The sequence below is a fragment of the Streptomyces sp. SID14515 genome (assembly GCF_010548505.1).
Classification (GTDB): Bacteria; Actinomycetota; Actinomycetes; order Streptomycetales; family Streptomycetaceae; genus Streptomyces; species Streptomyces caviscabies.
The window spans coordinates 106,509-130,761 of sequence record NZ_JAAGMH010000079.1 but is presented as its reverse complement, the minus strand read 5'-3'; the positions used below and the strand labels follow the sequence as shown (position 1 = coordinate 130,761).

20 protein-coding genes are annotated in these 24,253 nt (G+C 72.6%); 8 read left to right on the top strand and 12 right to left on the bottom strand.

Features of this window, described 5'->3' with window-relative positions; all coding sequences use genetic code 11:
- Positions 1–5: 5 nt before the first annotated feature.
- From G3I54_RS16520 to G3I54_RS16505, 4 genes are all read right to left on the bottom strand, one after another.
- Positions 6–1,259 (bottom strand): bifunctional RNase H/acid phosphatase, encoded by a 1,254-nt coding sequence (locus tag G3I54_RS16520; protein ID WP_164615459.1) that lies wholly within the window; start codon positions 1,257–1,259, stop codon positions 6–8.
- On the bottom strand, positions 1,259–2,002 hold the full coding sequence (locus G3I54_RS16515; RefSeq protein ID WP_203686491.1) for a C4-type zinc ribbon domain-containing protein: 744 nt from the start codon (positions 2,000–2,002) through the stop codon (positions 1,259–1,261). Before G3I54_RS16515 ends, G3I54_RS16520 begins: the two co-directional genes overlap by 1 nt.
- The gene (locus G3I54_RS16510) at positions 1,999–2,835 is read right to left on the bottom strand and encodes a Nif3-like dinuclear metal center hexameric protein (RefSeq protein WP_164615455.1); all 837 of its coding nucleotides are present in this window, start codon (positions 2,833–2,835) and stop codon (positions 1,999–2,001) included. Before G3I54_RS16510 ends, G3I54_RS16515 begins: the two co-directional genes overlap by 4 nt.
- A 112-nt stretch (positions 2,836–2,947) precedes the next feature.
- Positions 2,948–3,991, bottom strand: a complete 1,044-nt coding sequence (locus tag G3I54_RS16505) for an iron-siderophore ABC transporter substrate-binding protein (protein ID WP_164615453.1) — start codon at positions 3,989–3,991, stop codon at positions 2,948–2,950.
- 213 nt (positions 3,992–4,204) lie between these two features.
- Here G3I54_RS16505 and G3I54_RS16500 point away from each other — a divergent pair, with 213 nt between their 5' ends.
- Positions 4,205–5,539 (top strand): hypothetical protein, encoded by a 1,335-nt coding sequence (locus G3I54_RS16500; RefSeq protein WP_164615451.1) that lies wholly within the window; start codon positions 4,205–4,207, stop codon positions 5,537–5,539.
- A gap of 396 nt (positions 5,540–5,935) precedes the next feature.
- Here G3I54_RS16500 and G3I54_RS16495 read toward each other — a convergent pair whose 3' ends face one another.
- The 6 genes from G3I54_RS16495 to G3I54_RS16470 all read right to left on the bottom strand — a co-directional run bounded on the left by G3I54_RS16495 (position 5,936) and on the right by G3I54_RS16470 (position 14,165).
- The gene (locus G3I54_RS16495; protein WP_164615449.1) at positions 5,936–6,883 is read right to left on the bottom strand and encodes a 3-oxoacyl-ACP reductase; all 948 of its coding nucleotides are present in this window, start codon (positions 6,881–6,883) and stop codon (positions 5,936–5,938) included.
- 34 nt (positions 6,884–6,917) lie between these two features.
- Positions 6,918–7,994, bottom strand: a complete 1,077-nt coding sequence (locus tag G3I54_RS16490; RefSeq protein WP_164615447.1) for a Zn-dependent alcohol dehydrogenase — start codon at positions 7,992–7,994, stop codon at positions 6,918–6,920.
- 48 nt (positions 7,995–8,042) lie between these two features.
- Positions 8,043–8,897: a MaoC/PaaZ C-terminal domain-containing protein gene (locus tag G3I54_RS16485; protein ID WP_164615445.1), complete on the bottom strand. Its 855-nt coding sequence runs from the start codon at positions 8,895–8,897 to the stop codon at positions 8,043–8,045.
- A 208-nt stretch (positions 8,898–9,105) separates the two neighbouring features.
- Complete coding sequence (locus G3I54_RS16480) at positions 9,106–10,569, bottom strand: MFS transporter (protein ID WP_164615443.1); 1,464 nt, start codon at positions 10,567–10,569, stop codon at positions 9,106–9,108.
- Between the two features lie 156 nt (positions 10,570–10,725).
- Positions 10,726–11,916: a lipid-transfer protein gene (locus tag G3I54_RS16475; RefSeq protein ID WP_164615441.1), complete on the bottom strand. Its 1,191-nt coding sequence runs from the start codon at positions 11,914–11,916 to the stop codon at positions 10,726–10,728.
- A 35-nt stretch (positions 11,917–11,951) separates the two neighbouring features.
- Positions 11,952–14,165 carry an acyl-CoA dehydrogenase family protein gene (locus G3I54_RS16470; protein ID WP_164615439.1) on the bottom strand — a complete coding sequence of 738 codons (2,214 nt, stop codon included), beginning with the start codon at positions 14,163–14,165 and terminating at the stop codon, positions 11,952–11,954.
- Between the two features lie 196 nt (positions 14,166–14,361).
- Between G3I54_RS16470 and G3I54_RS16465 the strand changes: the two genes are divergently transcribed.
- Positions 14,362–15,891: an MFS transporter gene (locus tag G3I54_RS16465; protein WP_164615437.1), complete on the top strand. Its 1,530-nt coding sequence runs from the start codon at positions 14,362–14,364 to the stop codon at positions 15,889–15,891.
- On the opposite strand, the gene pepE is transcribed toward G3I54_RS16465, so the two are convergent.
- Together pepE and G3I54_RS16455 are read right to left on the bottom strand one after the other, a co-directional pair.
- Positions 15,854–16,582 (bottom strand): dipeptidase PepE, encoded by a 729-nt coding sequence (pepE, locus tag G3I54_RS16460; RefSeq protein WP_164615435.1) that lies wholly within the window; start codon positions 16,580–16,582, stop codon positions 15,854–15,856. The two genes, G3I54_RS16465 and pepE, sit on opposite strands and share 38 nt — an antisense overlap.
- 107 nt (positions 16,583–16,689) lie before the next feature.
- The gene (locus tag G3I54_RS16455) at positions 16,690–17,517 is read right to left on the bottom strand and encodes an IclR family transcriptional regulator (RefSeq protein ID WP_164615433.1); all 828 of its coding nucleotides are present in this window, start codon (positions 17,515–17,517) and stop codon (positions 16,690–16,692) included.
- A 146-nt stretch (positions 17,518–17,663) separates the two neighbouring features.
- Between G3I54_RS16455 and G3I54_RS16450 the strand changes: the two genes are divergently transcribed.
- From G3I54_RS16450 to G3I54_RS16425, 6 genes are all read left to right on the top strand, one after another.
- Complete coding sequence (locus tag G3I54_RS16450; protein WP_164615431.1) at positions 17,664–18,617, top strand: DUF1177 domain-containing protein; 954 nt, start codon at positions 17,664–17,666, stop codon at positions 18,615–18,617.
- Positions 18,617–20,011 carry a cytosine permease gene (locus G3I54_RS16445; RefSeq protein ID WP_164615429.1) on the top strand — a complete coding sequence of 465 codons (1,395 nt, stop codon included), beginning with the start codon at positions 18,617–18,619 and terminating at the stop codon, positions 20,009–20,011. The genes G3I54_RS16450 and G3I54_RS16445 overlap by 1 nt, the downstream gene beginning before the upstream one ends.
- Complete coding sequence (locus G3I54_RS16440) at positions 20,008–21,324, top strand: M20/M25/M40 family metallo-hydrolase (RefSeq protein WP_164615427.1); 1,317 nt, start codon at positions 20,008–20,010, stop codon at positions 21,322–21,324. Before G3I54_RS16445 ends, G3I54_RS16440 begins: the two co-directional genes overlap by 4 nt.
- Before the next feature lie 135 nt (positions 21,325–21,459).
- Positions 21,460–22,119 (top strand): class I SAM-dependent methyltransferase, encoded by a 660-nt coding sequence (locus G3I54_RS16435; RefSeq protein ID WP_164615425.1) that lies wholly within the window; start codon positions 21,460–21,462, stop codon positions 22,117–22,119.
- Positions 22,120–22,187: 68 nt separating this feature from the next.
- Positions 22,188–23,120 carry an N-acetylmuramoyl-L-alanine amidase gene (locus tag G3I54_RS16430; RefSeq protein WP_164615423.1) on the top strand — a complete coding sequence of 311 codons (933 nt, stop codon included), beginning with the start codon at positions 22,188–22,190 and terminating at the stop codon, positions 23,118–23,120.
- A 176-nt stretch (positions 23,121–23,296) separates the two neighbouring features.
- Entirely contained in the window at positions 23,297–24,142 is an 846-nt protein-coding gene (locus G3I54_RS16425; RefSeq protein WP_164615421.1) for a hypothetical protein, read from the top strand.
- Positions 24,143–24,253 lie beyond the last annotated feature (111 nt).

Here is a 24,253-nt window from a genome sequence, read left to right as displayed (position 1 = left end):
CGCTGTCAGCGCAGGTGGGAGGTGTCGTTGAGCAGGCGTACGGAGGCGTTGCCGTCGCCGTAGTAGGCGACCGTGGAGATCGAGGCCGCCGACAGCTCCATCCTGAACAGCGACTCCGGCGGAGCGCCCAGGGCGAGCCGGACGAGCGTCTTGATCGGCGTCACATGGGTGACGAGCAGGACCGTGCGGCCCGCGTACCGGGCGACGATCCGGTCCCGGGCGGCCGCGACCCGCTCGGCGACCTCCGCGAAGCTCTCGCCGCCGCCGGTCGGGGCGGTGTCCGGGGAGGCGAGCCAGGCGGTGAGGTCGTCGCCGTACCGCTCCCGTACCTCGCCGAAGGTCAGCCCCTCCCACGCGCCGAAGTCCGTCTCGCGCAGGCCCTCGTCGATCCGGACGTCCAGGCCGAGCCGGGCGGCGACGGCCGCGGCGGTCTCGCGGCAGCGGCGCAGCGGGGAGCTGACGATGTCCTGGACGGCGCCCAGGGCGGCGAAGTGCTCGGCGGCCCGTTCGGCCTGGCCGCGACCGGTGGCGGAGAGCTCGGGGTCGGTGCCGCCGCTGCCGGAGAACCGCTTCTCGGGCGTGAGCGCGGTCTCGCCGTGCCGGAGCAGGACGAGCGTGGCGGGCGCGCCCAGGTCGGGGGCCGAACCCCAGCCGGTCTGCGGGGCTCCGGCGGCCTCGGGACGGCTTCCAGCCACCTCCGGAGCGGCTGCCTCCGGAACGGCTGCCGTCTCCGGCACGGAGAAGAGTGTGTCGGCCGCCGGGGTGGTCGCGGTGCCGCGTGCCGGGGCGTCGAGGGCGGCCGTGGAGGCGGACGCCTCCCACTGCCTGCCGTCGCGGCCCGCGTCCATCGCCTCGTTGGCGAGCCGGTCCGCGTGCTTGTTCTGGGCGCGCGGGATCCACTCGTACGTCACGGAGGACGGCGGCAGGATCGCGGCGGCGCGGGCGGCCAGCGGCTTCATGTCGGGATGCTTGATCTTCCAGCGCCCCGACATCTGCTCGACGACCAGCTTGGAGTCCATCCGGACGTGGACCCGCAACGCGTCGCCCGCGTCCGGGAACAACGCCTTCGCGGCTGTCAGACCGGCGATCAGGCCCCGGTACTCGGCGACGTTGTTTGTCGCGACGCCGATGTACTCGGCGGCCTCGGCGAGCGGCTCGCCGGTGGCCGGGTCGATGACGACCGCGCCGTAGCCGGCGGGCCCCGGATTGCCCCGGGAGCCGCCGTCGGCCTCGACCACCACCTGGCGGGCGACGCTCATTACAGGCCCGACTCCGAGGTACGGACCAGGATCCGGTGGCAGTTCTCGCAGCGCAGGACCGTCTCCGGGGACGCGGCCCGCACATCGCCGACCTCGGCCATGTTCAGCTCAAGGCGGCAGCCCTCGCAGCGGCGCTGGTAGAGCCGGGCGGCGCCGACGCCGCCCTGCTGGGCGCGGAGCTTGTCGTACAGCTTCAGCAGGTCGGCGGGGATGACCTCGGCGACGACCTGGCGGTCCTTGGTCACCGTGGCGGCCTCGGCGTCCAGCTCGGCGGTGGCGGCGTCCCGGCGGGCGGTGGCGTCGTCGACCTTGGCCTGGACGGCCTCGACCCGCCCGGTCAGCTCGGCGACCCGCTCCTGGGCGGCCTCGCGGCGCTCCATGATCTCCAGGACGACGTCCTCCAGGTCGCCCTGGCGCTTGGCGAGCGAGGTGATCTCGCGCTGGAGGCTCTCCAGGTCCTTGGGCGAGGAGACCGCGCCGGAGTCCAGGCGCTGCTGGTCGCGAACGGCACGCTGGCGCACCTGGTCGACGTCCTGCTCGGCCTTGGTCTGCTCGCGGGTGGTGTCGCTCTCCTCGGTGGTGGAGGCGACCAGCAGGTCACGCAGCTGGGCGAGGTCGCTGCTGAGCTGTTCGATCTCGGCGTGCTCCGGCAGCGAGGTGCGCTTGTGCGAGAGCTGGGCGAGCCGGAGGTCGAGGGCCTGGACGTCGAGAAGTCGGATCTGGTCGGCGGGCGCGGCGTTCAGTTGGGGGCTCCAGAGGAATGGTGGGTGGTCCAGGGGTCGGTGACCTGCTTCGAGACATGGACCCGCAGGTCCCATCCGTGGCGGTCGGAAAGCGCGTCGAGCTGGGCGGCCGCCTGCTCGCACCAGGGCCATTCGGTGGCCCAGTGCGCGGCGTCGACGAGGCCGAGCGGTGAGTGCTGCACGGCCTCGGACGCCGGGTGGTGGCGCAGATCGGCGGTGAGGAAGGCGTCGACCCCGGCGGCGCGCACGGCGTCGAAGAGGCTGTCGCCGGAGCCGCCGCTGACGGCGACGGTCCGCACGAGCGCCTCCGGGTCGCCGGCCAGCCGGATGCCCTGCGCGGTGGCGGGGAGCCGGGCGGCGGCGCGGGCGGCGAAGTCGGCGAGGGTCTCGGGGTGGTCCAGCTCGCAGATGCGGCCGAGTCCGCGGCGGCCCTCGGGGTCGGTGGGGTCCGGCACGAGAGGGCCGGTGATCCGCAGGTCGAGGGCGCCGGCCAGGGCGTCGGAGACGCCGGGGTCGGCGGTGTCGGCGTTGGTGTGCGCGACGTGGAGCGCGATGTCGTGCTTGATGAGGGTGTGGACGACCTTGCCCTTGAAGGTGTCGGCGGCCACCGTCGTCGTCCCGCGCAGATAGAGCGGGTGGTGGGTGACGATCAGCCGGGCGCCGAGCTCCAGGGCCTCGTCGGCGATCTCGCGGACCGGGTCGACGGCGAACAGCACCCGGTCGATCTCCGCGTCCGGATCGCCGCAGACCGTCCCGACCGCGTCCCATCCCTCGGCCCGCTCGGGGGGCCAGAGGGCGTCGAGGGCGGCGATGACTTCAGACAGACGGGGCACGGGGGAAAGGCTACCTGTCCGGGCAGGCCCGCCGCCCCTGGCCGCCGGACCTGTACGCCAGGACCGGCGGCCGGACACGAATCGTTACTTCACCGCGCCGGTCCGGGGGCGGTCACTTCACCAGGTTCGCGCGGAGGTCGTCGAGGACCAGGCCGGCCGAGGTGACGCCGAGGCCCAGGTACCAGGTCTCGTCGGAGACGTCCTCGGCCCGGCCCTCCTTGACGGCCTTCAGGTTCTTCCACAGCGGGTTGGAGCGGGCGGTGTCGCGCTGGGTGGCCTTGGCGTCGCCGTAGACGCCGGTGAAGATCCAGTCGGCGTCCGCCTCGTCGATCTTCTCCGGGCTGATCTCGGCGGCGAGGTCGTCGATCTGCTGGTTCTTCGGGCGCGGCAGGCCGACGTCCTCAAGGATCGTGCCGATGAACGAGGCCTTGGCGTAGAGCCGGAGGCGGTCGGGCATGTAGCGGACCATCGAGACGGTCGGCTTGTCGGGGCCGATGTCGGCGCCGAGCTTGGCGGCCTTCGCCTTGTACGCGGCGAGATTCGTCTCGGCCTGCTTCGTGCGGTCCAGCGCCTGGGCGTTGAGGAGGTAGTTCTCCTTCCAGGTGAAGCCCGGGCGGATGGAGAACACGGTCGGCGCGATCTTGGACAGCTCGTCGTACTTGTCCGCGGCGCGGAGCTGGCTGCCGAGGATCAGGTCCGGCTGGAGGCCCGCGATGGCTTCGAGGTTGAGGCTGTTGATCGTGCCGACGCTCTTCGGCTCGCCCGCGTCCTTCTTCAGGTACGAGGGGATGGCCGCGTCGCCCTCGCTGGGGGCGTAGCCGACCGGCTTCAGGCCCAGCGACACGACGTTGTCGAACTCGCCGACGTCCAGCACGACCACGCGCTTGGGGGCCGCCTTGATCTCGGTCCTGCCCATGGCGTGGGTGACCGTACGGGGGAACTCGCCGGCCGCGGCGTCGGTGCCGTACGCCGCCGTCTTCTTCGCCGCGTCCGCGAAGTCCTTGCCGCCGGTGGCGACGGCGGCCTTCTTCCCGCCGCCCGCGTCGGACTTCGCCGTGTCCGCGTCGCCGCCGTCGCCGCCCCCGCAGGCCGACAGGGAGAGAGCGGCCGCCACGGCCAGGGCGACTGCGGCGGTGCCGCGGGGTCGAAGGGACATCACTTACTCCAGTTGTCCGCGTACGTGCGTGGGGGGGCACGGGTTCTCGGTTAGGGCCGCCTAACCATAGACACGGCCATCTCCGACAGCACACTCACCCCTGCCACCTCAGGAGAATCCGGGCATCGCCACCCTTATGTGTGAAGTGCGGTGGCTCGTGTTGTTCGGCTGGAAGTGCGAAAACTAGCTTTCGTAGCCGGAGGTGACGAGTCCATGACTGCCTGTGCCATCGAGGGTGGATCCGCCGGGGCCGCCGCGACGGCGGACCCCGAAGCGGAACCCGAACCGGAAGAGCCCGGAGCGCCCGCCGGGGCGGACGGCTCCGGCCTGCTGCCCGCATCCGTCGCGGACGAGGAGGACCTGGGAGCCGAGGAAGCGGAAGCGTCGTCCACGGGGACCGAGGCGCGGCCGCCGGCCGACGGCGTACCGCTTCCCGGCGGCTTCACGCTCACCGCGGACGGGGCCTATGCCGCCCGGCTCACGGCGGCCCCCGGCCCGCCGGGCGAGCGCGCCTGGTATCCGGAGCGCTGGACGCTGGACGGGCCCGAGCCGTATGCGGTGCCCCTCCCCCTGGACCAGCCCGAGGAGCCGGACGCCCAGGTGGCGCCGCTCGCCGACGGGCGGGTGCTGATCCAGCGGCGGGTGGCGGACCGGCAGATGTTCTCGCTGCTGTACCCGACGGGGCCCGGGACCGGCGAACTCCTGCTGGGCGCGGTCGCGTGCGAGGAGATGACCCTGCTGCCGCCGTCGCCGGACGGCCGGTGCGTGTACGCCCTGTCGGCCGGCGAGCACGATTCGTCGCTCTGGCTGGTGGCGGGCGGAGCGTTCGGGCCCGAGGAGGTCGCGCGGATCCCCGGGCGCTGCTCGGGCGGGGTGTGGCTGGACCGGGCGGGCCGGATGCTGGCGCTGGACCGGCAGGCCCCGGGCGGCGGACCGGTGAAGGCGGTCGCCGTCGACCTGGGGAGGCGGGGCGAGGTTACGCCGCTGCTCCAGATCGCACCGGAGAGCAACGACCGGCTGCTGCTCGCGGACGCCGACAGCGGGCTGCTGCTGCTCCGCTCCGACGCGCCGGGCCACGACCGGCTCGGCTGGGGGGTGTCGGGGAGCTGTCTGCCCGTCAGGTTCCCGGAGTGCCTGCGCCTGGCGGATGCGGCGGTGACCCCGTTCGCGGTGCAGCCGGGCCAGATGCTGATGCCGGAGAGCTGTGCGGTGGCGCTGCGGATCGACGGGGCGGCGGGCAGCTGGGTGGGCGTCTGGCGTCCGGCGGGCCGGCGACTGCACCAGTTCGCGGCCCCGCTGGGCTGGGCGCCGGGGGCCGGTTACTGGAGCCGGGACGGGGTGTTGCGGCTCCCGTACGCGAACGGGGCGACGTCCTGCGGCGTGGCGCTGCTGGAGGCCCCGGAGGACGTGGAACCCTCCTCCGGGACCGGCTGTCCGGGCGGCGGTGCGGACGGAACGGAACCGTCCGCCGCTGTCGCCGCTCCTGCTGTGTGTAAGCCGGTTCCGTTGGGGCAGGCGCCTCTGCATCGAGCGGCCCGATCTGACTAGACTCGTGGCCCTGGGCTACGCGGCCGTACCGGGCGGGTACCGACGGTGACCGCGTCGGATGGCGGTGGCGGGGCTTGCGACACACGTAGGTGCGACAGAAGTAAGCGATCACAACGGGGTGACTTCCCACATGTCCGAAGCACGGACCGACACCACCCAGCAGCGCCCGACGGGGGCGGACGAGGGGTCCGGAACCGGTGGTTCCGGAAGGCACCGAGGGGGTGCGTCGGCGGAGAACACGTCGGTGCAGCCGCACGGTCGGCACCGCCGGCCCGCCGAGGCGGAATCCAGGGCGGCCTGAGCCGCCGAGCAGTGCGGCGCGAAAGGGCCCGGACCGACGGTCTGCCGTCGGTCCGGGCCCTTTCGCGCGTAGAGGCGAGCGTACGGGCGATACGGCTACCGCCGCTTCAGCCCCAGCACTTCGGCGGCGGCGAAGGTCTCGTTCGGGGGCCGGTCCGCGTAGTACGGGGTCAGCAGCTCGTCCAGCTCCGCGAAGGTGAAGGTCTCCTTCGTCGCGTCGAACTGCGCGGCCACCCGCGGCCGTTCGACGACGGCGACCATGCCTCCGTGGACGACGAGCAGCTGCCCGTTGACCCCGGCCGCCGCCGGTGAGGCGAGATAGCCGACGAGCGGGGAGACGTGCTCGGGCGCCAGCGGGTCGAGGGCGCCGTCCGCCGGTTCCTGGAAGCCCGCGAACACGTCCTCGGTCATCCGGGTCCGGGCGCGCGGGCAGATGGCGTTGGCCGTGACGCCGTACTTGGCCAGGGCCAGTGCGGTGGAGGTGGTGAGACCGACGATGCCGCCCTTGGCCGCCGCGTAGTTGGGCTGCCCGGCCGAGCCCGCGAGGAACGCCTCCGACGAGGTGTTGACGATCCGCCCGTAGACCGGCCCGCCGGTCTCCTTGGAGCGGGCGCGCCAGTGGGCGGCGGCGAAGTGCGTGGTGTTGAAGTGGCCCTTGAGGTGGACCCGGACGACCGAGTCCCATTCCTCCTCGGTCATCGAGAAGACCATCCGGTCGCGCAGGATGCCCGCGTTGTTGACCAGGATGTCGAGTCGGCCGTGGGCCGAGATCGCCAACTCGACCAACGTACGCGCCTGTTCGTGGTCGGAGACGTCGCCGAGGTGGGCGACGGCCCGGCCGCCGGCCGCGCGGATCTCGGCGGCGACCTCCTCGGCGGGGGCGGCGGACGCCTCGCCGGAGCCGTCGCGGCCGGGCTGCCCGTAGTCGTTGACGACGACGGCCGCGCCGAGGCGGGCCAGTTCGAGGGCTTCGGCCCGGCCGAGGCCGCGGCCCGCGCCGGTGACGATCGCGGACAGTCCGTCCAGCGGGAGGGGAAGTGACATCGCGTTCCTCAACGTCGGTGGTCGGGTGGCGGGTTCAGAGTTCGATGCAGGTACGCAGCGACTCGCCCGTGCGCATCTGGTCCAGGGCGTCGTTGACCCCGTCCAGCCGGACCCGGTGGGTGATCATCGACTCCAGGTCGATGCGGCCCGCCCGCCAGAGCGCGATGGCCCGCTCGTAGGAGCGCAGGACGTCCCCGCCGCCGTACATCGAGGGCAGGATGCGCTTCTCGTCGAAGAACAGCTCGAACATGTTGACCTGGAAGTTGTCGTCCATGGCCCCGGCCCCGACGACGCACAGGGTGCCGCCGCGGCGCGTGTGCTCGTAGGCGGTGCGGGCGGTGGCGGACTTGCCGACGACCTCGAAGACGTAGTCGAAGCCCTCGCCGCCGGTGATCCGCTGCTTGGCGTCGGCGAGTCCGTCGGGGGCGACGGCCTCGGTGGCGCCGAAGCGGAGGGCGGCCTCGCGGCGGGAGGCGACCGGGTCGACGGCGATGATCTGGGCAGCGCCCTGGACCCGGGCGCCCTGGATCGTGGAGATGCCGACGCCGCCGCAGCCGATCACGGCGACCGACGAACCGGCCTCCACCTTCGCCGTGTTGATGGCCGCGCCGAGGCCGGTGGTGACCCCGCAGCCGATCAGGGCGGCGATCTCGAAGGGGACGTCGTCGGGGATCGGCACCGCGCAGCCCGCGCCGACGACGACCTCCTCGGTGAAGGTGCCGGTGCCCGCGAAGCCGAAGACGTCGCCGCCGGGGCGCTTGAAGTTCGGGGTGCCCGCGTTCATGAAGCCGGCGAGGCACAGCTGGGTCTGGCCGCGCTTGCAGGACGGACAGGCGCCGCAGGCGGGCAGCCAGCAGACGAGGACCCGGTCGCCGGCGCTGAGCCCGGTCACCCCGTCGCCGACGTCGACGACCTCGCCCGCGCCCTCGTGGCCGGGGATGAAGGGGGCGGGCTGCGGGAGGATGCCGCTCATCGCGGAGACGTCGGAGTGGCAGAGGCCGGTGGCGCGGATGCGGAGCTTGACCTTTCCGGGGCCGAAGCCCACCGCCTCGACGTCGTCGAGGACTTCGAGCTTCTCCTGGCCTATCTCGTGGAGTACGGCTGCGCGCATGGGTGGGGCTCCCCTCACATCGTCATCTACAGCAGGGTTCTGGAGTGCTCAGGAGTGTTCGACGAGCGTGTCGGCGAGGACCGGGGCGTCGTCCCGGTCGGCTGCGGTGACCGTCACCTGGACGCGGCCGTCCTCGGTCCACATCCGGATGCGGAGGGTCTCGCCGGGGAAGACCACTCCGGCGAAACGGGTGCGGTAGGCGGCGATACGGGACACGTCGCCGTCCAGCAGGGTGTCGGCGACGGCCTTCAGGGTCATGCCGTAGGTGCACAGCCCGTGCAGGATCGGCCGGTCGAACCCCGCGAGCTTGGCGAAGGCGGGGTCGGCGTGGAGCGGGTTCCAGTCGCCGGAGAGCCGGTAGAGCAGCGCCTGGTCCTCGCGAACGGTCCGCTCGACCGTGCGGTCGGGGTCGCGGTCCGGCGGGGCGAGCCGGTCGGACGGCCCGCGTTCACCGCCGAAGCCGCCCTCGCCGCGTACGAAGATCTGGGCGTCGTTGGTCCACAGCGGTCCGTCGTCGTCGCCCGCCTCCGTACGCAGCACGATGACGGCGGCCTTGCCCTTGTCGTACACCGCCGCGACCTTCGAGGTCTGCACGGCGCGGCCGGTCACCGGGATCGGGCGGTGGACGCGTACGGACTGCCCGCCGTGCAGGACGGCGGCGAGGTCCACGTCGATGCCCTGCGCCCCCATTCCGCCGAAGGCCGCCGTTCCCGCGCCCGCGACGGTGGCGAAGCTCGGCAGCACCTGGAGCCGGGACTCCAGGGTGTAGCGCAGTTCGTCGGGGTCGGTGGCGGGGGTGCCCGCGCCGAGACCCAGGTGGTAGAGCTGGACGTCCTTGTGGTTCCAGTCGATCTCGGCCCGGCGGGGTTCGGCGGCGAGGGCCGCTGAGGCATCGATGGGCATGACGAAGCAGCTCCCTGAGGTCCTGGGTGGTCCGTGGTGGTGGGAAGACCTCGGCACGGCCGTCCGCACCGTCGGCCGCACCGAGGTCGTGCGGTGACCGGCAGGACACGCCCCTTCCGGAACGGACACACCCCTTCTAGAACGCGTTCTAGCCGATGGCCCATGTATAACGCAGGCCCCGGAAGTTGGGAAGACTGCTGACGTCGCGTCAGATCTCCGTCTGCGAGTGACGCTCGCGTCGGGGTGTGCGGTGGTTCGGCAGCCAGATCAGCATCACGACCACCCCGGCCAGCAGCACCCCGCTCGCCGTACGGAAGGCGAGCGCGTATCCGGCCGTGACCTCGGCCGCGTCGCCGGAGCCCGCGGTGCGCGCGGCGGCGACCGTGGAGAGCACCGCGAGGCCCAGCGCACCGCCCATGGTGCGCGAGGTGTTGACCAGGCCCGAGACGAGTCCGGCGTCGCCCGGGTCCGCGCCCGAGGTGGCGAGGGTGGCGAGCGGGGTGGAGGCGAGACCGGCCCCGGCCATCATCAGCACGCCGGGCAGACAGATCGCGGTGAGGTAGGAGCCCTCCACGCCCATCGTGGACTGCCAGCCGAAGCCCGCGGCGGTGATCAGGACCCCGGCGACGGCGAGGCTCTTGGCCCCGGTGCGCACCATGAGGCGGGGGGCCAGCTTGGAGCCGATGATGACGGCGGCCGAGGTCGGCATCAGCGCGAGTCCGGCCTCCAACGGCGTGTAGCCCAGGACGTTCTGGGCGTACACGGTCATGAAGTACCACATGGAGAAGGTCGCCGACCCCATGAGCAGCATCGACACATTGGCCGAGGACACGGCCCGTACGGAGAACACGCGCAGCGGGATCAGCGGGACGGCGGTCCGCGCCTCCACCAGCACGAAGGCGGCGAGCAGCGCGACTCCGGAGAGCAGCGGCACGAGGGTGGCGGCGGCCGTCCAGCCCTCCACCTCGGTCTGGACGATGCCGTACGCGACGGCGGCGAGGCCCGCGGTGACGAGGACCGCGCCCAGGAGGTCGATGCGGCGGCGGTCGCCCGCGCGGCCCTCGGTGATCCGCAGGGCGGCGGCGATCAGGACGAGGGCCCCGACGGGCACGTTGATCAGGAGGACCCAGCGCCAGGAGAGGGCGTCGGTCAGGACTCCGCCGATGAGCCCGCCGGCCGCGCCGCCGCCCGCCCCGACCGCCATCCAGGTGCCGATCGCCTTGGTCCGGGCCGGGCCTTCGGGCACGGCCGCGGTGAGGATGGTGAGAGTGGCGGGGGCGAGGACGGCGGCCCCGAGGCCCTGTGCGGCGCGGGCGGCGAGGAGCTGCCAGCCCTCCTGGGCGAGGCCGCCCGCGAGAGAGGCGGCGGTGAAGAGGCCGAGTCCGACGAGGAACATCAGCTTGCGCCCGTAGATGTCGGCGGCCCGCCCGCCCAGGAGCATGAACCCGGCGAACGCGATCGAGTAGGCGTTGACGACCCACTGGAGGCCTGCCGGGCTCAGCCCCAGGTCGGCCCGCATGGAGGGCAACGCGACATTGACCACGGAGACGTCGAGGACGACGAGGAACTGGCCGGTGCAGGCGGCGAGCACGACGGCCCAGGTGCTGGGCCGTATTCGGGAGGAGGCGGGCGAGGCGGAGACGGGTGCGGAGACGTCGGGCATGAAGGTCATGGTCCCAGGCGGCGAACGGCCCGTACATCGGGTATCGGATCCAGGTCCGGGGCCCGGGGCCACCGGTCGCAGGACCTAGGGCCCGCGCCCCCGAACCCCGGCCGCACGCCGTGCACCCCGGCCCACGCCCCGAGCCCACCGCCGGGCCCGTCCGGATCAGCCGCGCCGCAGCAGCGTGACCACCGCCGCTCCGCCGAGGCCGATGTTGTGGGCGAGGGCGGTCCGGGCGCCGGGGACCTGGCGGGGACCGGCCTCGCCGCGCAGCTGCCAGGTCAGCTCGGCGGCCTGGGCGATACCGGTGGCGCCCAGCGGGTGGCCCTTGGAGATCAGCCCGCCGGACGGGTTCACGACCCACCGCCCGCCGTAGGTGGTCGCGCCGGACTCGACGAGTTTGCCGGACTCCCCCTCGCCGCACAGGCCCAGCGCCTCGTAGGTGAGGAGTTCGTTGATGGAGAAGCAGTCGTGCAGCTCGATGACGTCGAGATCGTCCGGGCCGAGGCCGCAGGCCGTGTAGACCTGCTGGGCGGCGGCCTTCGACATCGGGGCGCCGACCGCGTCGACGCAGCTGCCGGAGGCGAAGGAGGCCTCGGTGTCGGTGGCCATGGCCTGGGCGGCGATCTCCACGGCCCGCTCTCCCAGGTCGTGCCGCTCGACGAACCGCTCGGAGACGACGACGGCCGCCGCCGCCCCGTCGGAGGTGGGCGAGCACTGGAGTTTGGTGAGGGGGCGGTGGACGGTGCGGGCGGCGAGGATCTCGTCGACCGTGTACGGGTCCTGGAACTGGGCGTACGGGTTGTTCACCGAGTGCCGGTGGTTCTTGGCCCCGACCGCCGCGAGCTGCGCGGGCGTCGTCCCGTACCGCTCCATGTGCTCGCGGGCCGCGTTGCCGAAGATCTGGGCGGTGGGCGGGGACATCTCGAAGCCGTGGCCGGCCGCCATGATCCCGTAGTGCCGGGCGACGGGCGAGGCCGCGAAGTCGCCGCCGTCGGAGCCGCCGCCCAGCGCACCCCGGGCCATCTTCTCGAAGCCGACGGCGAGCACGCAGTCGCTGCCGCCGCCCTCGACGAACTGCCGGGCCAGCATCAGGGCGGTGGAGCCGGTGGCGCAGTTGTTGTTGACGTTGTAGACGGGGACGCCGGTCAGTCCCAGTTCGTAGACGGCCCGCTGCCCGGCGGTGGAGGCCTGGAAGCAGTAGCCGACGGGGACCTGTTCGACCTGGTCGTAGCGGACCCCGGCGTCGGCCAGGGCGGCGGCGCCCGCCTCGCGGACCATGTCCCAGTACTGCCAGTCGCGGGTCTCGGGCTTCTCGAACTTCGTCATGCCGACGCCGACGATGTAGGCCTTCATCTTCCGACTCCTCTGGTCCTCTCGCTCTTCTGTGGTCAGTCCCGGGGCAGGCCGAGGATCCGTTCGGCGACGACGTTGAGCTGGATCTGGGTGGTGCCGCCCGCGATGGTCAGGCAGCGGGACATCAGGAAGCCGTGGAGGGCCCGTGCACCCGCCGCCGGTTCGTCCACCGCGCCGTCCGGGCCGAGGAGTTCGAGGGTGAGCTCGGCGACCTTCTGCTGGTGGAGGGTCTGGACGAGTTTGCGGACCGAGGCTCCGGCGCCCGGCTCGCGGCCGGAGACCTGCTGGAGCGTGGTGCGCAGTCCGACGCAGGCGAGCGCGTGGGCCTCGGCGGCGAGCGCGCCGATCCGTGCCCTTGTCGGTTCGTCGAGCCCGGCCGAGCGCGCGATCAGCGCTTCCAGTCCGCTGTCGAAGGTCATCTGGTCGGCCATGTGGACGCGTTCGTTGCCCAGGGTGTTGCGGGCGACCCGCCAGCCGCCGCCGACCTCGCCGACGACGGCGTCCGCGGGCAGCAGGACGTCGTCGAAGTGGACCTCGTTGAAGAGGGCCTCGCCGGTGATCTCCTTCAGCGGGCGGACGCCGATGCCCCGGGCCCGCTTCATGTCGACCAGGAAGTAGGTGAGGCCCTTGTGCTTGGGCGCGTCCGGGTCGGTGCGGGCGAGCAGGATGCCGTGGTCGGCGGTGCGGGCGGCGCTCGTCCAGACCTTCTGCCCGGTGACGCGCCACCCTTCGTCGGTCCGTACGGCGCGGGTGCGGAGCGCGGCGAGGTCGGAGCCGGCCTCGGGTTCGGAGAAGAGCTGGCACCACTGGAGGTCGCCGCGCAGGGTGGGGGGCAGATAGCGCTCGCGCTGCTCCTCGGTGCCGTACGCGATGAGCGAGGGCACCACCCAGGTGGCGATGGACAGGTCGCTGAGCCGGATGGACTGATCGCTCAACTCCTGCTGTATCGCGAGCTGTTGTACGGGTCCGGCGCCCAGTCCGTACGGGGCGGGGAGGTGCGGGGCGGCGTAGCCGGTGGCGGCGAGGGCGCGGCGGGCCTCGCGGGGCGCCAGGCCCCGGGCGGCGGCGAGGTGGGGGCGGGCCTCGGCGCGGTGGCGGGCGGCCTCGGGCGGGAGTTCCAGGGTGAGTTCGCGGCGGGCTCCGGCCTCGGCGAGGCGGGCGGCGCGCAGCCGGTGGGCGTCGGCGGCGCCGAGGAGCTGGCGGGCGAGGACGGCCCGGCGCAGCTGGAGGTGGGCGTCGTGCTCCCAGGTGAAGCCGATGCCGCCGAGGATCTGGATGGCGTCCTTGGCGCAGGTGTACGCGGCCTCCGGCGCCACGGCGGCGGAGAGGGCCGCGGTGAGCCCGCGCACCTCGGGTTCCTCGTCGGCGGCGCGGGCCGCGTCCCAGGTGAGGGCGCGGGCCTGTTCGAGGCGGACGAGCAGGTCGGCGCAGAGGTGCTTGACCGCCTGGAACGCCCCGATGGGCCGCCCGAACTGCTCACGTACGGCGGCGTGCGCGACGGCGGTGTCCAGGCTGCGGGCGGCGGTCCCGCAGGCGTCGGCGGCGAGGAGGACGGCGGCCAGGTCGCGGACGAGCGTGGCGTCGAGCGACAGGATCCGGTGGGCCGGTACGTGGACGGCGTCGGCCCGCACCTCGGCCGTGGGCCGGGTCGGGTCGACGCTGCGGTGCGGGCGCACGGTGAGCCCGTCGGCCGCGGCGTCCACGAGGAACCAGAGCACACCGCCGGACGGGTCGGCGGCGGGCAGGAGCAGCAGGTCGGCCGCCTCGGCGGTCAGGACGGGCGGGGCGGTCCCGTCGATCCGGTGGCCGCCCGGGGCCGGGGTGGCGGTGAGGGTGCCGGGGGTGAGGGCGAGGGCGGCGGTGAGGGTGCCGGCGGCGAGGGCCCGGAGCAGGCCGTCGGCACCGGGGCTCACCACCCGCCGCAGCACCGCGCCCACCAGCGCGGTCGCGAGGTATGGCCCCGGCAGCGATCCGTACGCGGCCTCCTCCAGGACCACCGCGAGGTCGAGGAGGTCGCCGCCGCCACCGCCGTACACCTCGGGCAGATGGATGCCGGTGAGCCCCTGCCCGGCGAGCGCCTCCCAGTGGGCGGGGCGCACGCCGGGGGCCGCCGGGCCTTCGGCGTCGAGGAGTTTGCGCACCTCGCCGGGTGGTGCGGCGCGCGCCAGCCACCCCCGTACGGAGTGCGCCAGCGCGCGGTGCTCCTCGGTGATGCCGATGCCGGTACCGATACCTGTGCCGATGCCCATGCGAGTCCTCGCCGGTCGCAGCCACTGGAACGGCGCAAGAGTAGAACACGTTTCATTTCGGCGGAAGGCCTGACGGGGAGTCAGAAGGTTGCCGGATCCGATCCGGAACAGCCGGAATAGGCCGCCACCGGAAAGCGTTCACCATGCACACACTTGGGGGAGCCCGGGTGATCGACGCTGCCCGGAGGCCCCACGTATGCGACGGACGAAACAGATACGGCACACAGGGGAGCTCCCCGAGCCGCGAAAAGCGCGCTCCGGCCCGATCGTGCCCGTCCTCGCCTTCGCGGGTATCACCGTCGCGGTCATGCAGACGCTGCTCGTCCCGGTCATCAAGGATCTGCCGGTCCTGCTGAGCACCGACCCGGCCAATGCCACCTGGGTGATGACCGCCACCCTGCTCGCGGGCGCTGTCTCGACCCCGATCATGGGGCGGCTCGGCGACCTCCACGGCAAGCGGCGGATGCTGCTCGCCTCCCTCGCCGTCATGGTGGTCGGCTCGCTGATCTGCGCGTCCACCGACGAACTGGTCGTGATGATCACCGGCCGTGCGCTCCAGGGCTTCGCGATGGGCGCCATCCCGCTCGGCATCGGCATCATGCGCGACGAGCTGCCGCGCGAGAAGCTCGGTTCGGCGATGGCCCTGATGAGCTCCTCGATCGGGGTGGGCGGCGGCCTCGCGCTGCCCGCCGCCGCGCTGGTCGCCCAGCACGCCGACTGGCACGCGCTGTTCCTCGGCTCGGCCGGTCTCGGCGTCCTCGCGATGGTGCTCACGTACACGCTCGTCCCCGAGCCGCCGCTGCGCGCCCCCGGCACCTTCGATGTCATCGGCGCCCTCGGGCTCTCGCTCGGCCTGGTCCTGCTCCTCCTGCCGGTCACCAAGGGCGGCGACTGGGGCTGGACCTCGGCCCCGACCCTCGGGCTGCTCGCCGCGTCCGTCGCCACCCTGCTGCTGTGGGGCCGGTTCGAACTCCGCACCCCGGCGCCGCTCGTCGATCTGCGCACCACCGCCCGCCGCGAGGTGCTGCTCACCAACCTCGCCTCGATCATGGTCGGGGTCGCCTTCTACGCGGTCTCGCTGGTCCTGCCGCAACTGCTCCAGCTGCCCACGTCCACCGGTTACGGCCTCGGGCAGTCCATGGTGGTCGCCGGCCTCTGCGTGGCCCCGCTGGGCGTGACGATGATGTTCGTCGCCCCGCTGTACGCCCGGATCTCGGCCCGCCGGGGCCCCAGGACCACGCTGATGCTCGGCATGCTGGTCATCGCGGTCGGTTACGGGGCCGGGCTCGGGCTGCTCTCCGCCGCCTGGCAGACCGTGCTGATCGCGGTGGTGCTCGGCGCCGGGATCGGCCTCGCCTACTCCTCGCTGCCCGCCCTGATCATCGGGGCCGTCGACCCGTCGGAGACCGGCGCGGCCAACGGCCTCAACACCCTGATGCGCTCGATCGGCACCTCGGTGTCGAGCGCGGTCATCGGCATGGTGCTGGCCAACACCTCCGTGACGATGGGCTCGGTCCAGGTGCCGTCGATGGAGGGGTTCCGGATCTCGTTCCTGATCGCCACCGGCGCGGTGCTGATCGGCCTGGTGCTGGCGGCGTTCCTGCCCGCGCAGCGGCCCTCCGCGCACCCGGTGCTCCTGGCGAGCAGCGCGGACGACGCGCCGGCCGCGGACGACGCACGGACCGCGGTCAGCGCACCGGAGCGTCGAACCGCGGCTCCGTCGTGAGCAGCCGGGACACGTCGGACCCCGGCAGGAGCTCCTGAGGCTCGGCCGCGCGGGAGAACAGCCGGGCGGGGCGGGCGCCCCGGACATGGGCCCGGTCGCCGTCGACGCGGAGCCAGGAGCCCTCGCGCAGCCCGAGCACGGGTACGTCGTTCTCCTCCAGGAACTCGGTGAGCCGCTCCTCGCGGGTCTCGCCCTTGTGGGTGCTGGCCGGGTCCGGGTCGAGATAGTGCGGGTTGATCTGGAACGGGACCAGGCCCAGCGTCTCGAAGGACGGCGGCTGCACGATGGGCATGTCGTTGGACGTGCGCAGGGTCGGGGCGGCCATGTTGGTCCCCGCGCTCGCGCCCATGTAGGGCAGCCCGTCCCGTACCGCGTCGCGCACGGCCTCGCGCAGGCCGGTGCGGCAGAGGGCGGCGAGCAGCCGGAAGGAGTTGCCGCCGCCGATGAACACGGCGTCGGACGCGGCGAGTTCGGCGACCGGGTCGGCGCTCTCGTGGACGCCGCGCACGGTGACGCCGGACGGCTCCAGGGCTTCGCGGACCCGGGCGGTGTACGCGGTGTGATCGGCGAGCGCGTACGGGACGAAGGCGAGTCGCGCGTTCGCGGGAAGGAACGCGGTGACGGTGTCCAGGGCGTGTTCCAGGTAACCGCGGCCGTACTGGGTGGAGTTGGAGAGCAGAAGCAGATTCACGGGGTTCCTCGGGTGCGTCGGTCGGATCGGGTAGGTCGGTCGGATCGGGTAGGTCGGGTGGATCGGGTACGTCGGGTGGATCGGGTCGGCCAGGTGGTGCGGGTCGGTCAGGTGGTGCGGGGCCTGCGGGTGCGGGACTTCGGCCGCTGCGGCGGGTGGGTGAGGCGCTGCTCCAGCAGCTGGGCCGCGTGGCGCAGCGCGTCGAGCCGGTCCTCGGGCGCCCCCTGGAACCGGTCCACCCCGCCGCCGAGGCTGAGGCTTCCGTACGGCTCGCGCCCCAGGAACACCGGTACGGCGACGGTGGCGATCCCGGTGTCGTACTCGCCGACCGTCCAGGCGTAGCCCTGGGCCCGGATCTCGATGAACTCCCTTTCCAGCAGGTCCGGTTCGGTGACGGTGCGGTCCGTGAAGCGCGCCATGGGGCGGCCCCGGAAGAGCCGGTGGCGCTGCTCGTCGGGCAGATAGGCGTAGTACGACTTGCTGGTCGCCCCCGCGTGCGCCGGATAGAGCTCGCCGACCAGCGGGTAGTAGCGCAGCGGTCCGGTCTCGCCCTCCTCGGCGGCCACGCAGCGCATGTGGAAGCTGTCCGGAAGGCAGAACAGGACCGTGTCGCCCGTGGTCCGGCGCAGCTCCTCCAGGACCGGACCGGCCAGCAGCTCCAGTGAGCCCGAGCGCTCCCAGAGCCGGCCGAGCCGCAGGACGGCGGGGCCGATGCGGTAGCGGCGGGTGGCCGGATCGGAGACCAGGAAGCCCCGGCCGGCCAGGGTGGCGAGCAGCCGCTGGGCGACCGAGGTGTCCCAGCCGAACTCCTCGGCGACCTCCGTGACGCCCCAGTCGGGCCTGGTGCGCTCGAAGGCGAGCAGGACCAGGAGTGCCCGGTCGACGGTTTGCAGCGCCCCGGCGGGCGTACGCCGGTCCAGATCGAATTCGGCCATCGTCATCTCACCATTCAGACCGGAATTGCATATAACGGGAAACAGTTGCGCTCAACGCTATCCGATCCCGAATGTTGCCTCAGCACCCCGCCCCGCGCTCTCCCCGTCGAGCGCCGGGCGGGTGTCAGGATCAGGAGAAAGCCCCCATGTTGAAGTACGTACTGGACATCGTCGAGCTGCTGGACGATCCCCAGGTCAATGGCAAGACGGTCGTCGAGTACCTCGACGCCGCAGCGGGGGCCGAGGGCTCGTCCGCACAGGTCACCACCGTCACGGGTGACCAGGGCTCGACGGACTTCGTGCTCGTCCGCATCCCCGGCTCCCGCGGCCGGACGTCGGGCGGCAGCGCCCGCACCCTCGGTGTGGTGGGCCGGCTCGGCGGTCTCGGCGCCCGGCCCGAGGTGACCGGTCTGGTCTCCGACGCCGACGGCGCGGCCTCCGCCATCGCCACGGCGGCCAAGCTGCTCGACATGCGCCGTCGCGGCGATGTGCTGCCCGGCGACGTGGTCGTCGCCACCCACATCTGCCCGGACGCGCCGACCGAGCCGCACGACCCGGTGCCGTTCATGGGCTCGCCCGTGGACATCGCCACGATGAACCGGCACGAGGTGACCGCCGACATGGAGGCCGTGCTCTCCATCGACACCACCAAGGGCAACCGGATCATCAACCACAAGGGCCTGGCCCTGTCGCCCACCGTCAAGGAGGGCTGGGTGCTCCGGGTCGGCGAGCAGCTCGGCGAGCTGCTGGCCGTGGTGACCGGTGAGCCGTTGGTCACATACCCGGTGACCACCCAGGACATCACGCCGTACGGTAACGGTGCACACCACATCAATTCGATCCTCCAGCCCGCCACCGCGACCGCCGCTCCGGTCGTCGGTCTCGCGGTCACCTCGGCCGCCGCGGTACCGGGCTGCCAGACGGGCGCGAGCCACGAGAGCGACATCGCGTCCGCCGCCCGCTACGCCGTGGAGGTCGCCAAGGCCTTCGGCGCCGGGACTCTGGACTTCCACGACGCGGTGGAGTTCGACAACCTCGTCAACCGCTACGGGTCGCTGGCTCACCTGCAGACCCTCGGCCGCACCACCCAGGAGTCCTGATGGCATCCGCCCACCGGGCCGGCGCCACGGCCCCCGAAGCCAAGAGCATCGGCAGCGACGACTACGCGCTCTCGCGGGTTCCGCGCGACAAGCGCTTCGGCTTCTGGTCCATGCTCCTGCAGTGGCTGGCCCAGTCCGGCTCGATCTCCCAGTTCACCCTGGGCGCCACCATCGGCGTCGGCATGACCTTCGGGGACGCCTTCCTCGCCTTCACGCTCGGCGCGGTGATCCTGGAGATCGTGATCTTCGCGATCGGTCTGGCCGGTATGCGCGAGGGTCTGGCGACCCCGATGCTCACCCGCTGGACGGGCTTCGGCCGCAACGGTTCGGCGCTGGTCAGCTTCGTCATCGCGGTCAGCCTGGTCGGCTGGTTCGGCGTCCAGAACACGATCTTCGGCAACAGCGTCTCGGCGCTGGTCGGCGGACCGTCCTGGATGTGGTGCGTGATCGCGGGCATCGCCATCACCGCCCTGGTGATCTTCGGCTTCCGGTACATGGCCCTGTTCGCCAAGATCGTCACCCCGCTGTTCTTCGGGATGGTCGCCTGGTCGATCATCACGACGCTGAACGACCACTCGGTCAGCGAGCTGATCAGCTCGCCGCCGCCCGGCGAGGCGATCCCGCTGGCCGTCGCCGCCACCGCCATCGCGGGCGGTTACATGACCGGCGCGATCGTCTCCCCGGAGATGACCCGCTACAACAGGAAGGGCTCGCACGTCTTCGTGCAGAGCGCCTCCTCGATGATCCTCTCCGAGTACATCGTCGGCATGGTCGGCGTGCTGCTCGGCCACCTGGTGAAGTCCAACGACGTCTCCCACATCGTGCTCTCCACCTCGGGCGCCTTCGGTGTGATGGTGGTCCTGATGTCCACCGCGAAGATCAACGACTGGAACCTGTACGGCTCCTCGCTCGGCGTCGTCAACTTCTTCCAGGTCGTCTTCCGCAAGCGGCTGCACCGCGGCGTGGTCACCGTCGTCCTCGGCATCGCCGGCACGCTCCTGTCCGCGGTCGGCGTCATGACCCACTTCACGGAGTTCCTCTCCCTGCTGGGCGTGATGATCCCGCCGATCGGCGGGATCATCGTCGCCGAGTACTGGGTCGTGAAGCGGATGCGCAAGCCGCTGGACGACACCCGCGAGGACGAGACGCTGCCCGCGACCTCGCCCACCTGGGTGCCGATGTCCCTGGCCATCTGGATCGTGGCCTTCTGCGTCGGCAAGTTCTACGACGGCGGCATACCGGCCCTCAACTCGCTGGCCACCGCCTTCCTGCTGTACTGCGTCCTCGGCCTGCTGGGCTGGGTCAGGCCGTACGGCACCTCCACCCTGGACGACGAGGACGGCAGCAGCCCCGCCCCCGCCGCCCGCGCGACCACTCCGGCAGGAGCAGCATGACCCTCACCCCCGCCTCCGAGCAGGCCCAGAGCGAGGTCGTGGACCTCTGCGCCGAACTGATCCGGTTCGACACCTCCAACCCGACCAGCGACGAGCGCGGCGCCGCCGACTGGGTGGTGGACCGCCTCGCCGAGGTGGGCATCGCTTCCGAACTGGTCGAGTCCGCCCCGGGCCGGGCCAGCGTCATCGCCCGGATCGCCGGTGGCGACGGGGGCGACCCCAACCGCGGGGCCCTGCTGGTCCACGGCCACCTGGACGTCGTGCCCGCCGACGCCTCCGAGTGGCAGGTGCCGCCGTTCTCGGGCGAGATCCGCGACGGCTACCTCTGGGGCCGGGGCGCGATCGACATGAAGGACACGGTGGCGGTCATGCTCGCCACCGCCCGGCACTTCGCCCGCACCGGCACGAAGCCGGCCCGCGACCTGGTGCTCGCCTTCCTCGCCGATGAGGAGGCGGGCGGAAAGTTCGGCGCCCACTGGCTGGTCGAGCACCGGCCGGACCTCTTCTCCGGGGTAACCGAGGCGATCGGCGAGGGCGGCGGCTTCTCCTTCGCCCTCGACGACACACGTCGGCTGTACCCGATCGAGAACGCCCAGCGCGGCATGGCCTGGATGGAGCTCACCGCGAACGGCCGGGCCGGCCACGGCTCGTCGCCCAACGACGAGAACGCGGTCACCGACCTCGCCGAATCCCTCACCCGGATCGGCCGCGAGACCTTCCCGATCCGGCTGATCGAACCGGTCCGCGCCCTGCTGGAGGAGGCCGCCCGGCTCTACGGCGTCGAGTTCGACGAGAACGACATCGAGTCGAGCCTCGCCGAGCTGGGCCCGGTCGCGGACTTCATGCAGGTGGTGCTCCGCAACTCGGCGAACCCCACCATGTTCAACGCCGGCTACCAGACCAACGTCATCCCCGGGAAGGCCACCGCCCGCGTCGACGGCCGTTTCCTCCCCGGTCACGAGCAGGAACTGATCGACACGATCGACCGGCTCCTGCTCCCCTCCGTCAGCCGTGAGTGGGTCAACCACGACATCGCGATGGAGACGACGTTCGACGGCCCGCTGGTCGACGCGATGTGCGACGCCGTCCGCGCCGAGGACCCGGACGGCCACCCGGTCCCGTACTGCAACCCGGGTGGCACCGACGCCAAGGCCTTCACCCACCTGGGCATCCGCTGCTTCGGCTTCAAGGGCCTGAAGCTCCCGCACGACCTGGACTACGGCCGACTCTTCCACGGCGTGGACGAGCGCGTCCCGCTGGAGGGCCTGCGCTTCGGCGTCCGCGTCATGACCCGCCTCTGGCAGAGCTGTTGACCCGAGCGCACAGTTCCGCCGGGGGCCGCCCCGACCCGGGCTCACCCCACGTACGCCCCCGCCGATCCCTTCGGCGGGGGCGTACGGCACGATGAAGCGCCGTTCCGCACCCCCCGCACCACCTGGAGGAACCCCGTGACCGCCGCCGCGTTCTCTGCCGGGCCCGAACCGGAGATCCTCGCCGCGTTCGAGGCCGCCAAGGGCTTCATGCCGGTGCACGAGGGCCTCGCGCTGTACGCCGCGGCCACCGGGGCCGGTGCGCTCGGGCTGCCGCTGCTGGAGGTGGGCACGTACTGCGGGCGCTCCGCCATCCTGCTCGCGGACGCGGCGCGGGCGGCCGGGGTGAGCGCGCTCACCGTCGACCACCACCGGGGCAGCGAGGAGCAGCAGCCCGGCTGGGAGTACCACGACCCGAGCGTGGTGGACCCGGAGGTCGGGCTGATGGACACCCTGCCGACGTTCCGCCGCACCCTGCGCCGGGCCGGTCTGGAGGACCACGTGGTGGCGCTCGTCGGCCGCTCGCCGCAGGTCGCCGCCGTCTGGCGCGGGCCGCTCGGGCTCGTCTTCATCGACGGCGGGCACACCGACGAGCACGCGACCGCCGACTACGAGGGCTGGGCCCCGCATGTCGCCGACGGCGGGCTGCTGGTGATCCACGACGTGTTCCCGGACCCGGCCGACGGCGGGCAGGCCCCGTACCGGATCTATCGGCGCGCCCTGGCCTCCGGCGCGTTCACCGAGGTGTCGGTGACGGACTCGCTGCGTGTGCTGCGCCGCACGGGGCCCGGGATCTGAGCCGTCCGGACAGCCGGGCCGGGACGGGATCTGAGCGGCCCGGACAGCCGGGTGGGTAGCATCGCCGCGTGCCGTACGACGACAGCCCTCCCACCGCCCGCCGCGCCCGGCCCCTGTCCGTGGCCGCCGCGCTGGCCGCCGTATGCCTGACCGCCGCCGGATGCGGCGGTGGTCCGGAAGCCGACGAGGCCGATGCGGCCGCGCCGCGGCCGGGCGCCGGCGGCGCGTCCTCGCCGGCCGCGACACCGGGCGACCAGCAGCCGGAACCGTCCGGATCCGCCGGGGCCACGCCGTCCGGATCCGCCTCCGCGAAACCGCTGCCGAAGGGCCCGCTGACCGGCCGGACCGTGGTGATCGACCCGGGACACAATCCGGGTAACCGCGATCACACCCGGGAGATCAACGAGCAGGTCGACATCGGCACCGGCCGCAAGGAGTGCGATACGACCGGTACGTCCACGAACGACGGTTACGCGGAGGCCCGGTTCACCCTCGACGTGTCCCACCGGCTGCGCACGCTGCTGGAGGCCGCGGGGGCCCGGGTGCGGCTGACGCACGACGAGGACCGGCCGTTCGGGCCGTGCGTCGACGAGCGGGCCCGGATCGGGAACGAGGCGAAGGCCGACGCGGTGGTCTCGGTGCACGCCGACGGATCGGCCGTGGGCAACCGGGGCTTCCATGTGATCCTGCCCGCGGCGGTGCGGGGCGGCGGGGCCGACACCTCGAAGATCGTGAAGAGTTCGGCGGATCTCGGCGCGCGGATCGCCGGACACTTCGTCCGCACGACCGGAAGCGCGCCCTCCAATTACATCGGCGGAAAAACCGGTCTGGACACCCGTAATGATCTCGGCGGACTGAATCTGTCGACCGTGCCCAAGGTGTTCGTCGAATGCGGCAATATGCGTGATCCGAAGGACGCCGCCCTGCTCACCAGCGCGAGTTGGCGGCAGAAGGCGGCCCAGGGACTGGCCGACGGCATTACCAGCTACCTGAAGGGGTAGTTCTGCGGTGATATTGGGGGGATAACAGCTCACGATACGGGCCGGGACGCAACCCGCCCGGGCAGACGATAGATTCATCCGTACGATGGGGAGCCGCTCCCGAGCTTCAAGCCGTACCCGCCTTACCGGCGGCAGCGACGACCGCCCCGACGAGACGACCGACTAAGGACCTTCACGTGAATATCCGATCCCTCACTCGAGGCGACGGCGTGGTGATCGGAGCAGCGGTCGTGCTGTTCATCGCCTCTTTCCTCGACCTCTCCAGCTACAGCTGCCCGCAGGGCGTCGACTGCTCCCGGTTCAGCTCGAACGCCTGGGACTCCCTGACCTTCCTGATGAGCATCTACCTCGCCGGTGTCATCGGTGCGGCGCTGGTGATTCTCGGGCGTGCCATGCCGGGCCGCAAGGTCGCCGGGCTCGACGTCGGCCAGTTCGGTGTGGCGCTGACCGTCTTCGCGCTGTGGACCGTGTTCTGGACGATTCTCGACGTCAGCGACGCCGGGGCCGGCCTGATCCTCGGCCTGCTGGCCGCCCTCGTGCTCGCCGCCGCCACGGTCGCCGGTCCGCTGGTCCCCGCGCTCAAGGCCCCGCTGCTCAGCCCCGCCGCCCCGGCGCAGGGCGGACAGCCCCAGTTCGGTGCGCAGCCCGGCCAGGGCTACGGCTACCCGGGCGCGCAGCAGCCGCCGTACGGCGCCCAGCCGAGCCAGGGTTACGGCTACCCGGGCGCGCCCCAGCAGGGCCAGCCCGCCCCGGCCGACCAGGCGCAGGCACAGGCACAGGCGCAGGCGCAGCAGCCTTCGCAGGGTGGCGCGGCCCCGGCCGGCGACTTCACCCCGTTCTGGTTCGCCGTTCCGGTGGCGCGTCCGCTGTACGGCGAGGACGGTTCGCCGAACCCGATCGCCGAGCTGGCGCCGGGCACCTGGTACCTCGCGGTGGAGCAGCGCGGCCAGAGCCTCATCGCCCAGACGCAGGACGGCCGTCGCGGCGTCCTCCAGGACACCACGGGCATCCAGCGCGGCTGATCCCGTACGCCCAACGCCTCGGCCCCTCGCCCTTCCGGGTGGGGGGCCGTTGTCGTACAGTCCAACCCGCACACCCTTACCTGACACTTCGTCAGTTACGGCTGGAGGGAA

Bases quoted from the DNA above. Each gene is read 5' to 3' on its own strand.
- G3I54_RS16495 (WP_164615449.1), bottom strand. From the start codon at position 6,883: ATGTCACTTCCCCTCCCGCTGGACGGACTGTCCGCGATCGTCACCGGC.
- G3I54_RS16480 (WP_164615443.1), bottom strand. From the start codon at position 10,569: ATGACCTTCATGCCCGACGTCTCCGCACCCGTCTCCGCCTCGCCCGCC.
- G3I54_RS16475 (WP_164615441.1), bottom strand. From the start codon at position 11,916: ATGAAGGCCTACATCGTCGGCGTCGGCATGACGAAGTTCGAGAAGCCC.
- G3I54_RS16445 (WP_164615429.1), top strand. From the start codon at position 18,617: ATGGCATCCGCCCACCGGGCCGGCGCCACGGCCCCCGAAGCCAAGAGC.
- G3I54_RS16455 (WP_164615433.1), bottom strand. From the start codon at position 17,517: ATGGCCGAATTCGATCTGGACCGGCGTACGCCCGCCGGGGCGCTGCAA.
- G3I54_RS16490 (WP_164615447.1), bottom strand. From the start codon at position 7,994: ATGCGCGCAGCCGTACTCCACGAGATAGGCCAGGAGAAGCTCGAAGTC.
- G3I54_RS16450 (WP_164615431.1), top strand. From the start codon at position 17,664: ATGTTGAAGTACGTACTGGACATCGTCGAGCTGCTGGACGATCCCCAG.
- G3I54_RS16520 (WP_164615459.1), bottom strand. From the start codon at position 1,259: ATGAGCGTCGCCCGCCAGGTGGTGGTCGAGGCCGACGGCGGCTCCCGG.
- G3I54_RS16440 (WP_164615427.1), top strand. From the start codon at position 20,008: ATGACCCTCACCCCCGCCTCCGAGCAGGCCCAGAGCGAGGTCGTGGAC.
- G3I54_RS16470 (WP_164615439.1), bottom strand. From the start codon at position 14,165: ATGGGCATCGGCACAGGTATCGGTACCGGCATCGGCATCACCGAGGAG.
- G3I54_RS16500 (WP_164615451.1), top strand. From the start codon at position 4,205: ATGACTGCCTGTGCCATCGAGGGTGGATCCGCCGGGGCCGCCGCGACG.
- G3I54_RS16485 (WP_164615445.1), bottom strand. From the start codon at position 8,897: ATGCCCATCGATGCCTCAGCGGCCCTCGCCGCCGAACCCCGCCGGGCC.
- G3I54_RS16505 (WP_164615453.1), bottom strand. From the start codon at position 3,991: ATGTCCCTTCGACCCCGCGGCACCGCCGCAGTCGCCCTGGCCGTGGCG.
- G3I54_RS16465 (WP_164615437.1), top strand. From the start codon at position 14,362: ATGCGACGGACGAAACAGATACGGCACACAGGGGAGCTCCCCGAGCCG.